This window comes from Streptomyces sp. JN8, from assembly GCF_055808075.1.
Genome location: NZ_CM147852.1, coordinates 4,697,528 through 4,711,467, shown reverse-complemented (window position 1 = coordinate 4,711,467; position 13,940 = coordinate 4,697,528). Strand labels below are relative to the sequence as shown.

General features: G+C 61.9%; 7 protein-coding genes and 5 rRNA genes. 1 reads left to right on the top strand and 11 read right to left on the bottom strand.

What is annotated here, in order from left to right:
• Positions 1-86: 86 nt before the first annotated feature.
• The 9 genes from ACY0MR_RS20845 to ACY0MR_RS20805 form a co-directional block, all read right to left on the bottom strand.
• A complete protein-coding gene (locus ACY0MR_RS20845; protein ID WP_003948845.1) occupies positions 87-185 on the bottom strand; it encodes a 30S ribosomal protein bS22 in 99 nt (32 codons plus the stop codon).
• A gap of 164 nt (positions 186-349) precedes the next feature.
• Positions 350-559: a helix-turn-helix domain-containing protein gene (locus tag ACY0MR_RS20840; protein WP_015034391.1), complete on the bottom strand. Its 210-nt coding sequence runs from the start codon at positions 557-559 to the stop codon at positions 350-352.
• 127 nt (positions 560-686) lie between these two features.
• A complete protein-coding gene (locus tag ACY0MR_RS20835; protein ID WP_473554640.1) occupies positions 687-1,502 on the bottom strand; it encodes a phosphatase in 816 nt (271 codons plus the stop codon).
• Positions 1,503-1,598: 96 nt separating this feature from the next.
• Positions 1,599-2,774, bottom strand: coding sequence for an acetoin utilization protein AcuC (locus tag ACY0MR_RS20830; RefSeq protein WP_473554637.1), 1,176 nt, complete (start codon positions 2,772-2,774; stop codon positions 1,599-1,601).
• Complete coding sequence (locus ACY0MR_RS20825; protein ID WP_473554635.1) at positions 2,743-3,948, bottom strand: MFS transporter; 1,206 nt, start codon at positions 3,946-3,948, stop codon at positions 2,743-2,745. Before ACY0MR_RS20825 ends, ACY0MR_RS20830 begins: the two co-directional genes overlap by 32 nt.
• Positions 3,949-3,991: 43 nt before the next feature.
• Positions 3,992-4,639: an HAD family hydrolase gene (locus ACY0MR_RS20820; protein WP_473554634.1), complete on the bottom strand. Its 648-nt coding sequence runs from the start codon at positions 4,637-4,639 to the stop codon at positions 3,992-3,994.
• A gap of 67 nt (positions 4,640-4,706) precedes the next feature.
• Positions 4,707-4,823 (bottom strand): 5S ribosomal RNA (gene rrf, locus ACY0MR_RS20815).
• 73 nt (positions 4,824-4,896) lie between these two features.
• A 23S ribosomal RNA gene (locus ACY0MR_RS20810) occupies positions 4,897-8,016 on the bottom strand.
• Between the two features lie 283 nt (positions 8,017-8,299).
• A 16S ribosomal RNA gene (locus ACY0MR_RS20805) occupies positions 8,300-9,825 on the bottom strand.
• 84 nt (positions 9,826-9,909) lie between these two features.
• Between ACY0MR_RS20805 and ACY0MR_RS20800 the strand changes: the two genes are divergently transcribed.
• Positions 9,910-10,209 carry a hypothetical protein gene (locus ACY0MR_RS20800; protein WP_473554632.1) on the top strand — a complete coding sequence of 100 codons (300 nt, stop codon included), beginning with the start codon at positions 9,910-9,912 and terminating at the stop codon, positions 10,207-10,209.
• 205 nt (positions 10,210-10,414) lie between these two features.
• Here the strand turns inward: ACY0MR_RS20800 and rrf (ACY0MR_RS20795) are convergent.
• Positions 10,415-10,531, bottom strand: a 5S ribosomal RNA gene (rrf, locus tag ACY0MR_RS20795).
• 73 nt (positions 10,532-10,604) lie between these two features.
• Positions 10,605-13,723, bottom strand: a 23S ribosomal RNA gene (locus ACY0MR_RS20790).
• Together the 16S, 23S and 5S rRNA genes form the textbook arrangement of a ribosomal RNA operon.
• Positions 13,724-13,940 lie beyond the last annotated feature (217 nt).

Below are 13,940 nucleotides of genomic sequence, written 5' to 3'. Positions count from 1 at the left end.
GATTTCCGCGCACATAAGACGTGGCCCTTCACCGTTCGGTGAAGGGCCACGTCTGACACACGGAACACTGCGAAGCAGCGGTCGCCTTACTTCTTGTTGCGACGCTGAACGCGCGTGCGCTTGAGCAGCTTGCGGTGCTTCTTCTTCGCCATCCGCTTACGCCGCTTCTTGATAACAGAGCCCACGACTACCCTCGCTCACTTCTCGGAACATCCCCGCCTCCCGGCGGGGATCGGTGCGGGGCGTCTGGGCCCACACGACCTACGTCGGCCTAGCCTACCGTCCCGAGCACCGCGCTTGTAATCCGAGGGACATACGGAGCTTTCCCGGCGTTGTCGCCGCGCTCGCGCTACGCGGTCCCCACCCCCACGAAGGACTCCCGCAGGTACTCGTGAACCGCCTGTTCCGGCACCCGGAAGGACCTGCCCACCCGGATCGCCGGCAGATGACCGCTGTGCACCAAGCGGTACACGGTCATCTTGGAGACGCGCATCACCGAGGCGACTTCCGCCACGGTCAGAAACTTGACCTCGTTGAGAGGTCGTTCGCCAGCAGCCATGACCCACCTGTACCTTCCGCCGCGACGCCCACCGGCTTCCCCTCCGGTGACCCTTAGTCGCCGAGCGCTCACTCTCCAGACTAGGGGCGGGTGGTACGAGTGGGGAAGAGGAGCTACCACCCGCCGTTTACCGTGACAGACACGCTCGATTGAGTACATAGCGCGTGAGCGGACGGTAGGAGGCGGGGCGCACGCCGTCGTCCAGCGGAACCGCCACCGACACCTGCCCCTCCGCCTCACCGACGAACAGCGCCGGATCATCCGTATCGGCCAGCCCGATGGCCTCGATACCCAGCTGACCTGCCCCGCAGACCCAGCCGTGGTCCCCGATGACGAGCTCCGGCAGCGGCCCGCCGGCCTCGGCCGCGCTCTCCAGAGCGGCCCTGACCGGCAGCGGGGAGTGGGAATGCGCCCCCGGCACACGCCCGTCCCCCGACGGCCCCGGTTCTCGCACCAGCGCGACCCCCCGTACGTAGTCGATGAGGTACGTACGTACGCCGAACCGGGTCGTTATGTCGACACATCGCCCCTGCGCCGGGGTGAGGACAAGACATCCCGCCGCCGACAAAGCGTCTGCGAGAGCGACGTAGAAACCGAGCAGACGGTGCGGATGACCCGTCCCGAGGAGCACCGGAACCCGCCGCACGGCCGCCGCGCCCACCCGCGCGGCGAACGCGTCCAGCCCCCGCAGCGTCCGCTCGGGATCGATCACGTCGGGCCCCGACCGGTGCGCCGGATCGTCCGACACCCCGCATCGGTCCGCCATCAGCCGCAGCAGATCGGCCTCACCCCACCCCCCGGTGGGATCGAGCCCCAGCAGCACCCGCGGATCACGCGCCGCGAAGAGCCGATAGCTCCGCAGGCTCGTCTCCCGCGGCGTCGCCACCGTGCCCGCCAACCCCGCAGCCAACAGATGCGCCCGCAGCGCCCCGGTACTCAACACCCTCCCGATGCTGCCGGAACACCCCCGCACCGGAGCCCAAACCCCCGGCACACCCCACCGTCGGCGTAACGCCCGCCCGCACGTTCAGCGACCCGCCTAGGGCAGCATCCCCCGCAGCGGGAAGGCCGCCTTCCGCGTCGCGAGCACCGCCTGGTCCAACCGGTCCGCCGGGTCGTATCCCTGGGACCAGTCACGGAAGCCCACCGGCCACAGGCCGTCCGTCATCCGCCCGGGACCCGGCTGCCGGGTCCGCGCGTACACCTCGTCGCGCCAGGACGCCGGGATCACCGACTCCGGATCCACCGGGGCGTGCGCGGCGATCCCCACGAGATGGGTCCACGACCGGGGCACGACGTCGACCACCGCGTAGCCGCCGCCGCCCAGGGCCAGCCAGCGCCCCTCCGCGTACTCGTGCGCCAGCTCGTGACAGGCCCACTGCACCGCCCGCTGCGCGTCCAGCGACACCGCGAGATGGGCCAGCGGATCCTCGAAGTGCGTGTCCGCCCCGTGCTGGGTGACGAGGACCTGCGGCCGGAAGTCCGCGAGTAGTTCGGGCACGACCGCGTGAAAGGCCCGCAGCCACCCCGCGTCCCCGGTCCCGGCCGGCAGCGCCAGGTTCACCGCCCCGCCCTCGCCCGGCCCGGCCGCCCCGGTCTCCTCCGGCCAGCCGGTCTGCGGGAACAGCGTCCGGGGATGCTCGTGCAGCGACACGGTCAGCACCCGGGGGTCCTCCCAGAACGCCGCCTGCACCCCGTCTCCGTGGTGCACGTCCACATCCACGTACGCGACCCGCTCGGCGCCCAGTTCGAGCAGCCGCGCGATCGCCAGCGACGCGTCGTTGTAGACGCAGAATCCCGACGCGCTCCCGGGCATCGCGTGGTGCAGACCGCCCGCGAAGTTCACCGCGTGCGCGGCCTCCCCGCGCCACACCGCCTCCGCGGCGCCCACCGACTGCCCGGCGATCAGCGCCGACGCCTCGTGCATCCCGGCGAACGCCGGGTCGTCGACCGTACCGAGCCCGTACGCCTGGTCGGCGTGCCGCGGATCCGCCGACGCCGCCCGCACCGCCGCCACGTAGTCCTCGCGGTGCACGAGCCGCAGCGTCGAGTCCCCCGCCGGCTTCGCCGCGACCACGTCCACGGACCGGTCCAGCCCGTAGGCCCGCACCAACGACATCGTCAGCGCGAGCCGTACCGGATCCATCGGATGCTCGGACCCGAAGTCGTACCGGGTGACAGCTTCATCCCACATCAACAGTGCGCGGCCGCTCATGCCCGCCACCGTATCGGGCCGTTCGCGAGCCGAACGACGTGGCGTACACCACCGTCACGAGGACCAGCACCATCGGCACCAGCATCGCCCCCCGGTAGCTCCACGCGTCGCCCAGCGCCCCCACGAGCGGGGAGCCGATCAGGAACCCGACGTAGTTGAAGACGTTCAGCCGCGCCACCGCCGCGTCGCTCGCGCCCGGGAACAGCCGGCCGGCCGCGGCGAAGGTCTGCGGCACGATCACGCTGAGACCGAGTCCCAGCACGGTGAACCCGGCGATCCCGGCCCAGGCGCCCGGCGCCACCGCGACCACGCCGAACCCGAGCGCCGCGAGCACGGCACCGGCCCGCACGACCGCCGCGGCCCCCAGCCGCCGCACCCCGAGGTCCCCGACGGCCCGGCCCAGCAGCGTCGTCACCATGTACGCGTTGTACGGCACGGTCGCCAGCTCCTCCGAGCCGCCCAGCACGTCCTGGAGGTACTTGGCACTCCAGTTGGAGACCGTCGAGTCCCCTATGTACGCGAAGGTCATCACCAGGCAGAGCGGCAGCAGCAGGGTGAAGGCGACCCCGCTCCCCTTCGCGACCCCCGCCTCCGCCGCCGGGTCCGGTTCACCGCCCCCGGAGACGTACCAGCGGCTCCCGACGAAGGCGACCGGCAGCAGCACCGCCACCACGGGCAGATAGGACGCGAAGAGCGACAGGTGCCAGTGCGCCCCCACCCAGGCCAGCGAGGCCCCCGCGATCCCGCCGAGGCTGTACGAGGCGTGGAACCCGAGCATGATGCTCCGCCCGTACGCCCGCTGGAGGCTGACCCCCAGCATGTTCATGGAGGCGTCGAGCGCACCGACCGCCAGCCCGAAGAGCCCCAGGGCGAGGGCGGCCTGCCACAGCGAGTCCCCGACCCCCACGCCGAGCAGGGCCAGGAGCACGAACGGCTGGGCCCACCGCAGCACCACCGCGGGCCCGACCCGGGCCACGACCTTCTCGGTCAGCACACTGGCCGCACCGGCCAGGACCGGCACGGCGGCGAGGAACGCCGGCAGCAGGGCGTCCGAGATCCCGTACCGGTCCTGGATCGCCGGTATTCGGGTCACGAGCAGGGCGAAGGTGACCCCCTGCACGAAGAAACTGACCGCCAGGGATCCCCGCCCATGCCGCAACCGCGCATCCGTCATGGCGGCACAGCGTAGGGCCGGAACCTACCCGGGGGTAGATGGATCACAGTCCCAATATCGCCGGCAGCTCGTCCATGGCCGTGAAGAACCCGGCGGCGCCGGCGAGCTTCTCCTCCGGGGTCATCGCGGTGAACCCGTAGACGTCCATCCCGGCCGCGACCGCCGCCTGCACTCCGAGCCGGCTGTCCTCGACCACGACGCACCGCTCGGGGGCGACACCCATGCTCGCCGCGGCGTGGAGGAACAGGTCGGGTGCCGGCTTCCCCCGGCCGACGTCCTCGGCGCTGAAGACGAGCTCGTCGGGGAACCAGGTGTCGAGCCCCGTCGTGCGGTGCCCCACCCGGATCCGCTCGTGGCTCCCGGAGGAGGCGACACAGTACGGAATCCCCGCGTCGGCCAGCTGCTTGAGAACCGCACCGGCTCCGGGCACGGGTTCGAGTTCGGCCTGGAACGCGGCGAAGACCCGCGCGTGGAACGTCTCGTCGAACCCGGCCGGCAGCCGCTGCCCGCTGCGCTCCTCGACGAGCTCGTGAATGCGGTGCATGGCCGACCCCATGTAGTCCCGTACGGATTCCTCGTACGTGGTGGGGTGCCCGAGTTCTGTCAGATAGCCGGCCAGCAGCCTGTTGGAGATGGGCTCGCTGTCCACGAGCACACCGTCGTTGTCGAAGATGACCAGGTCGTAGCGCATGGACTCAGCTTAGAACGCAAAAATGCCTCAACCCCCGGACGAAGTCCGGGGGTTGAGGCTAAAGATTGTTCGGCGGCGTCCTACTCTCCCACAGGGTCCCCCCTGCAGTACCATCGGCGCTGAAAGGCTTAGCTTCCGGGTTCGGAATGTAACCGGGCGTTTCCCTAACGCTATGACCACCGAAACACTATGAAGTTGAACTCGACCGGCAAAGGGAGTTCATTGCTTCAGAACTAACACAGTGGACGCGAGCAACTGAGGACAAGCCCTCGGCCTATTAGTACCGGTCAGCTCCACCCATTACTGGGCTTCCACATCCGGCCTATCAACCCAGTCGTCTACTGGGAGCCTTACCCTCTCAAGGAGGTGGGAATACTCATCTCGAAGCAGGCTTCCCGCTTAGATGCTTTCAGCGGTTATCCCTCCCGAACGTAGCCAACCAGCCATGCCCTTGGCAGGACAACTGGCACACCAGAGGTTCGTCCGTCCCGGTCCTCTCGTACTAGGGACAGCCCTTCTCAATATTCCTACGCGCACAGCGGATAGGGACCGAACTGTCTCACGACGTTCTAAACCCAGCTCGCGTACCGCTTTAATGGGCGAACAGCCCAACCCTTGGGACCGACTCCAGCCCCAGGATGCGACGAGCCGACATCGAGGTGCCAAACCATCCCGTCGATATGGACTCTTGGGGAAGATCAGCCTGTTATCCCCGGGGTACCTTTTATCCGTTGAGCGACGGCGCTTCCACAAGCCACCGCCGGATCACTAGTCCCGACTTTCGTCCCTGCTCGACCCGTCGGTCTCACAGTCAAGCTCCCTTGTGCACTTACACTCAACACCTGATTGCCAACCAGGCTGAGGGAACCTTTGGGCGCCTCCGTTACCCTTTGGGAGGCAACCGCCCCAGTTAAACTACCCATCAGACACTGTCCCTGATCCGGATCACGGACCGAGGTTAGACATCCAGCACGACCAGAGTGGTATTTCAACGGCGACTCCACCATGACTGGCGTCACGGCTTCAAAGTCTCCCACCTATCCTACACAAGCCGAACCGAACACCAATATCAAACTGTAGTAAAGGTCCCGGGGTCTTTCCGTCCTGCTGCGCGAAACGAGCATCTTTACTCGTAGTGCAATTTCACCGGGCCTATGGTTGAGACAGTCGAGAAGTCGTTACGCCATTCGTGCAGGTCGGAACTTACCCGACAAGGAATTTCGCTACCTTAGGATGGTTATAGTTACCACCGCCGTTTACTGGCGCTTAAGTTCTCAGCTTCGCCCTGTCGAAACAGAGCTAACCGGTCCCCTTAACGTTCCAGCACCGGGCAGGCGTCAGTCCGTATACATCGCCTTACGGCTTCGCACGGACCTGTGTTTTTAGTAAACAGTCGCTTCTCGCTGGTCTCTGCGGCCACCCCCAGCTCACGGAGTAAATCCGATCACCAGTGATGGCCCCCCTTCTCCCGAAGTTACGGGGGCATTTTGCCGAGTTCCTTAACCATAGTTCACCCGAACGCCTCGGTATTCTCTACCTGACCACCTGAGTCGGTTTAGGGTACGGGCCGCCATGAAACTCGCTAGAGGCTTTTCTCGACAGCATAGGATCATCCACTTCACCACAATCGGCTCGGCATCAGGTCTCAGCCTTAATGTGTGACGGATTTGCCTATCACACGGCCTACACCCTTACCCCGGGACAACCACCGCCCGGGCTGGACTACCTTCCTGCGTCACCCCATCGCTTACCTACTACCACCTTGGGTCGACGGCTCCACCACTTTCCATTCCCCGAAGGGTCCGGAACGGCTTCACGGCCTTAGCATTAATGGGCTCGATATTGGGCGTTTCAAAGCGGGTACCGGAATATCAACCGGTTGTCCATCGACTACGCCTGTCGGCCTCGCCTTAGGTCCCGACTTACCCTGGGCAGATCAGCTTGACCCAGGAACCCTTAGTCAATCGGCGCACACGTTTCTCACGTGTGTATCGCTACTCATGCCTGCATTCTCACTCGTGAACCGTCCACAACTCGCTTCCGCGGCTGCTTCACCCGGCACACGACGCTCCCCTACCCATCACAACACCCGTTGGGGCTTAACGCTGCAATGACACGACTTCGGCGGTACGCTTGAGCCCCGCTACATTGTCGGCGCGGAATCACTTGACCAGTGAGCTATTACGCACTCTTTCAAGGGTGGCTGCTTCTAAGCCAACCTCCTGGTTGTCTCTGCGACTCCACATCCTTTCCCACTTAGCGTACGCTTAGGGGCCTTAGTCGATGCTCTGGGCTGTTTCCCTCTCGACCATGGAGCTTATCCCCCACAGTCTCACTGCCGTGCTCTCACTTACCGGCATTCGGAGTTTGGCTAAGGTCAGTAACCCGGTAGGGCCCATCGCCTATCCAGTGCTCTACCTCCGGCAAGAAACACACGACGCTGCACCTAAATGCATTTCGGGGAGAACCAGCTATCACGGAGTTTGATTGGCCTTTCACCCCTAACCACAGGTCATCCCCCAGGTTTTCAACCCTGGTGGGTTCGGTCCTCCACGAAGTCTTACCTCCGCTTCAACCTGCCCATGGCTAGATCACTCCGCTTCGGGTCTTGAGCGCGCTACTGAATCGCCCTATTCGGACTCGCTTTCGCTACGGCTTCCCCACACGGGTTAACCTCGCAACGCACCGCAAACTCGCAGGCTCATTCTTCAAAAGGCACGCAGTCACGACATACAGCAAGCTGTATGCGACGCTCCCACGGCTTGTAGGCACACGGTTTCAGGTACTATTTCACTCCGCTCCCGCGGTACTTTTCACCATTCCCTCACGGTACTATCCGCTATCGGTCACCAGGGAATATTTAGGCTTAGCGGGTGGTCCCGCCAGATTCACACGGGATTTCTCGGGCCCCGTGCTACTTGGGTGTCTCTCAAACGAGCCGTCAATGTTTCAGCTACGGGGGTCTTACCCTCTACGCCGGACCTTTCGCATGTCCTTCGCCTACATCAACGGTTTCTGACTCGTCCTGTCGCCGGCAGACGACAGAAGAGAGATCCCACAACCCCGCATGCGCAACCCCTGCCGGGTATCACACGCATACGGTTTGGCCTCATCCGGTTTCGCTCGCCACTACTCCCGGAATCACGGTTGTTTTCTCTTCCTGAGGGTACTGAGATGTTTCACTTCCCCTCGTTCCCTCCACATGCCCTATGTGTTCAGGCATGGGTGACAGCCCATGACGACTGCCGGGTTTCCCCATTCGGAAACCCCCGGATCAAAGCCTGGTTGACGGCTCCCCGGGGACTATCGTGGCCTCCCACGTCCTTCATCGGTTCCTGGTGCCAAGGCATCCACCGTGCGCCCTTAAAAACTTGGCCACAGATGCTCGCGTCCACTGTGTAGTTCTCAAACAACGACCAGCCACCCATCACCCTGACTTAACAAGCCAAGTTCACTGGGGCCGGAATCTTGAAGGACGACCAGCCGGCCGTACCCTCAGACACCCAACAACGTGCCAAGCACACTCTTCTGAACTCTCATCACGTTCCACGCCGAAGCAGTACTGGTGAAGGAGACATCCGAGTGTGCCAACTAATCAACGTTCCACCCATGAGCTGACCGTGCAGAACGTTTGCCTGCAATCGGTACTGTGCTCCTTAGAAAGGAGGTGATCCAGCCGCACCTTCCGGTACGGCTACCTTGTTACGACTTCGTCCCAATCGCCAGTCCCACCTTCGACAGCTCCCTCCCACAAGGGGTTGGGCCACCGGCTTCGGGTGTTACCGACTTTCGTGACGTGACGGGCGGTGTGTACAAGGCCCGGGAACGTATTCACCGCAGCAATGCTGATCTGCGATTACTAGCAACTCCGACTTCATGGGGTCGAGTTGCAGACCCCAATCCGAACTGAGACCGGCTTTTTGAGATTCGCTCCGCCTCGCGGCATCGCAGCTCTTTGTACCGGCCATTGTAGCACGTGTGCAGCCCAAGACATAAGGGGCATGATGACTTGACGTCGTCCCCACCTTCCTCCGAGTTGACCCCGGCGGTCTCCTGTGAGTCCCCATCACCCCGAAGGGCATGCTGGCAACACAGGACAAGGGTTGCGCTCGTTGCGGGACTTAACCCAACATCTCACGACACGAGCTGACGACAGCCATGCACCACCTGTATACCGACCACAAGGGGGGCACTATCTCTAATGCTTTCCGGTATATGTCAAGCCTTGGTAAGGTTCTTCGCGTTGCGTCGAATTAAGCCACATGCTCCGCTGCTTGTGCGGGCCCCCGTCAATTCCTTTGAGTTTTAGCCTTGCGGCCGTACTCCCCAGGCGGGGAACTTAATGCGTTAGCTGCGGCACCGACGACGTGGAATGTCGCCAACACCTAGTTCCCAACGTTTACGGCGTGGACTACCAGGGTATCTAATCCTGTTCGCTCCCCACGCTTTCGCTCCTCAGCGTCAGTAATGGCCCAGAGATCCGCCTTCGCCACCGGTGTTCCTCCTGATATCTGCGCATTTCACCGCTACACCAGGAATTCCGATCTCCCCTACCACACTCTAGCCTGCCCGTATCGGATGCAGACCCGGGGTTAAGCCCCGGGCTTTCACACCCGACGTGACAAGCCGCCTACGAGCTCTTTACGCCCAATAATTCCGGACAACGCTTGCGCCCTACGTATTACCGCGGCTGCTGGCACGTAGTTAGCCGGCGCTTCTTCTGCAGGTACCGTCACTTTCGCTTCTTCCCTGCTGAAAGAGGTTTACAACCCGAAGGCCGTCATCCCTCACGCGGCGTCGCTGCATCAGGCTTTCGCCCATTGTGCAATATTCCCCACTGCTGCCTCCCGTAGGAGTCTGGGCCGTGTCTCAGTCCCAGTGTGGCCGGTCGCCCTCTCAGGCCGGCTACCCGTCGTCGCCTTGGTAGGCCATTACCCCACCAACAAGCTGATAGGCCGCGGGCTCATCCTTCACCGCCGGAGCTTTCAACCAGCCCCCATGCGGAAGCCGGTGTTATCCGGTATTAGACCCCGTTTCCAGGGCTTGTCCCAGAGTGAAGGGCAGATTGCCCACGTGTTACTCACCCGTTCGCCACTAATCCACCCCGAAGGGCTTCATCGTTCGACTTGCATGTGTTAAGCACGCCGCCAGCGTTCGTCCTGAGCCAGGATCAAACTCTCCGTGAATGTTTACCGGATATCCGGTTGCACACTCGCGTTGAGCGGGACGGTCAAGCCGGAATGTGGCCGACCGTCCACAGCGTCCTCGCTGTGTATGTCGCCTACCAGCCACAAGGGCCGGCAGGACTTTCAAAGGAACCTCGCCATCCGAAGATGGACGGGGTATCAACTAATCTGGCGTTGATTTTTGGCACGCTGTTGAGTTCTCAAGGAACGGACGCTTCCTTCGTACTCACCCTCTCGGGCTTTCCTCCGGGCTTTCCCTTCGGTCTTGCGTTTCCGACTCTATCAGATCTTTCCGATCCGATTTCCTCGGTGCTTTCCGGTCCCCTTCGCTTTCGCGCCGGTCCCTTCCTGCGTCTCCGACTCTATCAGATCTTTTCGGTCTGACTTCCTCGGTGCTTTCCGGTTCCTGCGCTTTCGCGCCGGTCCCTTCCTGCGTCTCCGACTCTATCAGATGTTTGAGGGCCGGATTGCCACCGCCGGCGGCCCCGGGGGGCTGTCCGCCGGCGCTCGACCGCGCCGCGGGCAGCTCCTGGTCCTGAACGCAGAAAAGCCCCGCACCATGTCGGTGCGGGGCTTTCCCCCAATGATTGTTCGGCGGCGTCCTACTCTCCCACAGGGTCCCCCCTGCAGTACCATCGGCGCTGAAAGGCTTAGCTTCCGGGTTCGGAATGTAACCGGGCGTTTCCCTAACGCTATGACCACCGAAACACTATGAAGTTGAACTCGACCGGCAAAGGGAGTTCATTGCTTCAGAACTAACACAGTGGACGCGAGCAACTGAGGACAAGCCCTCGGCCTATTAGTACCGGTCAGCTCCACCCATTACTGGGCTTCCACATCCGGCCTATCAACCCAGTCGTCTACTGGGAGCCTTACCCTCTCAAGGAGGTGGGAATACTCATCTCGAAGCAGGCTTCCCGCTTAGATGCTTTCAGCGGTTATCCCTCCCGAACGTAGCCAACCAGCCATGCCCTTGGCAGGACAACTGGCACACCAGAGGTTCGTCCGTCCCGGTCCTCTCGTACTAGGGACAGCCCTTCTCAATATTCCTACGCGCACAGCGGATAGGGACCGAACTGTCTCACGACGTTCTAAACCCAGCTCGCGTACCGCTTTAATGGGCGAACAGCCCAACCCTTGGGACCGACTCCAGCCCCAGGATGCGACGAGCCGACATCGAGGTGCCAAACCATCCCGTCGATATGGACTCTTGGGGAAGATCAGCCTGTTATCCCCGGGGTACCTTTTATCCGTTGAGCGACGGCGCTTCCACAAGCCACCGCCGGATCACTAGTCCCGACTTTCGTCCCTGCTCGACCCGTCGGTCTCACAGTCAAGCTCCCTTGTGCACTTACACTCAACACCTGATTGCCAACCAGGCTGAGGGAACCTTTGGGCGCCTCCGTTACCCTTTGGGAGGCAACCGCCCCAGTTAAACTACCCATCAGACACTGTCCCTGATCCGGATCACGGACCGAGGTTAGACATCCAGCACGACCAGAGTGGTATTTCAACGGCGACTCCACCATGACTGGCGTCACGGCTTCAAAGTCTCCCACCTATCCTACACAAGCCGAACCGAACACCAATATCAAACTGTAGTAAAGGTCCCGGGGTCTTTCCGTCCTGCTGCGCGAAACGAGCATCTTTACTCGTAGTGCAATTTCACCGGGCCTATGGTTGAGACAGTCGAGAAGTCGTTACGCCATTCGTGCAGGTCGGAACTTACCCGACAAGGAATTTCGCTACCTTAGGATGGTTATAGTTACCACCGCCGTTTACTGGCGCTTAAGTTCTCAGCTTCGCCCTGTCGAAACAGAGCTAACCGGTCCCCTTAACGTTCCAGCACCGGGCAGGCGTCAGTCCGTATACATCGCCTTACGGCTTCGCACGGACCTGTGTTTTTAGTAAACAGTCGCTTCTCGCTGGTCTCTGCGGCCACCCCCAGCTCACGGAGTAAATCCGATCACCAGTGATGGCCCCCCTTCTCCCGAAGTTACGGGGGCATTTTGCCGAGTTCCTTAACCATAGTTCACCCGAACGCCTCGGTATTCTCTACCTGACCACCTGAGTCGGTTTAGGGTACGGGCCGCCATGAAACTCGCTAGAGGCTTTTCTCGACAGCATAGGATCATCCACTTCACCACAATCGGCTCGGCATCAGGTCTCAGCCTTAATGTGTGACGGATTTGCCTATCACACGGCCTACACCCTTACCCCGGGACAACCACCGCCCGGGCTGGACTACCTTCCTGCGTCACCCCATCGCTTACCTACTACCACCTTGGGTCGACGGCTCCACCACTTTCCATTCCCCGAAGGGTCCGGAACGGCTTCACGGCCTTAGCATTAATGGGCTCGATATTGGGCGTTTCAAAGCGGGTACCGGAATATCAACCGGTTGTCCATCGACTACGCCTGTCGGCCTCGCCTTAGGTCCCGACTTACCCTGGGCAGATCAGCTTGACCCAGGAACCCTTAGTCAATCGGCGCACACGTTTCTCACGTGTGTATCGCTACTCATGCCTGCATTCTCACTCGTGAACCGTCCACAACTCGCTTCCGCGGCTGCTTCACCCGGCACACGACGCTCCCCTACCCATCACAGCGGGCGTTGGCCCTATTGCTGCAATGACACGACTTCGGCGGTACGCTTGAGCCCCGCTACATTGTCGGCGCGGAATCACTTGACCAGTGAGCTATTACGCACTCTTTCAAGGGTGGCTGCTTCTAAGCCAACCTCCTGGTTGTCTCTGCGACTCCACATCCTTTCCCACTTAGCGTACGCTTAGGGGCCTTAGTCGATGCTCTGGGCTGTTTCCCTCTCGACCATGGAGCTTATCCCCCACAGTCTCACTGCCGTGCTCTCACTTACCGGCATTCGGAGTTTGGCTAAGGTCAGTAACCCGGTAGGGCCCATCGCCTATCCAGTGCTCTACCTCCGGCAAGAAACACACGACGCTGCACCTAAATGCATTTCGGGGAGAACCAGCTATCACGGAGTTTGATTGGCCTTTCACCCCTAACCACAGGTCATCCCCCAGGTTTTCAACCCTGGTGGGTTCGGTCCTCCACGAAGTCTTACCTCCGCTTCAACCTGCCCATGGCTAGATCACTCCGCTTCGGGTCTTGAGCGCGCTACTGAATCGCCCTATTCGGACTCGCTTTCGCTACGGCTTCCCCACACGGGTTAACCTCGCAACGCACCGCAAACTCGCAGGCTCATTCTTCAAAAGGCACGCAGTCACGAGACATAGCAAGCTATGTCCGACGCTCCCACGGCTTGTAGGCACACGGTTTCAGGTACTATTTCACTCCGCTCCCGCGGTACTTTTCACCATTCCCTCACGGTACTATCCGCTATCGGTCACCAGGGAATATTTAGGCTTAGCGGGTGGTCCCGCCAGATTCACACGGGATTTCTCGGGCCCCGTGCTACTTGGGTGTCTCTCAAACGAGCCGTCAATGTTTCAGCTACGGGGGTCTTACCCTCTACGCCGGACCTTTCGCATGTCCTTCGCCTACATCAACGGTTTCTGACTCGTCCTGTCGCCGGCAGACGACAGAAGAGAGATCCCACAACCCCGCATGCGCAACCCCTGCCGGGTATCACACGCATACGGTTTGGCCTCATCCGGTTTCGCTCGCCACTACTCCCGGAATCACGGTTGTTTTCTCTTCCTGAGGGTACTGAGATGTTTCACTTCCCCTCGTTCCCTCCACATGCCCTATGTGTTCAGGCATGGGTGACAGCCCATGACGACTGCCGGGTTTCCCCATTCGGAAACCCCCGGATCAAAGCCTGGTTGACGGCTCCCCGGGGACTATCGTGGCCTCCCACGTCCTTCATCGGTTCCTGGTGCCAAGGCATCCACCGTGCGCCCTTAAAAACTTGGCCACAGATGCTCGCGTCCACTGTGTAGTTCTCAAACAACGACCAGCCACCCATCACCCTGACTTAACAAGCCAAGTTCACTGGGGCCGGAATCTTGAAGGACGACCAGCCGGCCGTACCCTCAGACACCCAACAACGTGCCAAGCACACTCTTCTGAACTCTCATCACGTTCCACGCCGAAGCAGTACTGGTGAAGGAGACATCCGAGTGTGCCAACTA

Excerpts from the sequence above, each read along its gene's own strand:
- ACY0MR_RS20840 (WP_015034391.1), bottom strand. The coding sequence starts at position 559 with ATGGCTGCTGGCGAACGACCTCTCAACGAGGTCAAGTTTCTGACCGTG.
- ACY0MR_RS20830 (WP_473554637.1), bottom strand. The coding sequence starts at position 2,774 with ATGAGCGGCCGCGCACTGTTGATGTGGGATGAAGCTGTCACCCGGTAC.
- ACY0MR_RS20825 (WP_473554635.1), bottom strand. The coding sequence starts at position 3,948 with ATGACGGATGCGCGGTTGCGGCATGGGCGGGGATCCCTGGCGGTCAGT.
- ACY0MR_RS20820 (WP_473554634.1), bottom strand. The coding sequence starts at position 4,639 with ATGCGCTACGACCTGGTCATCTTCGACAACGACGGTGTGCTCGTGGAC.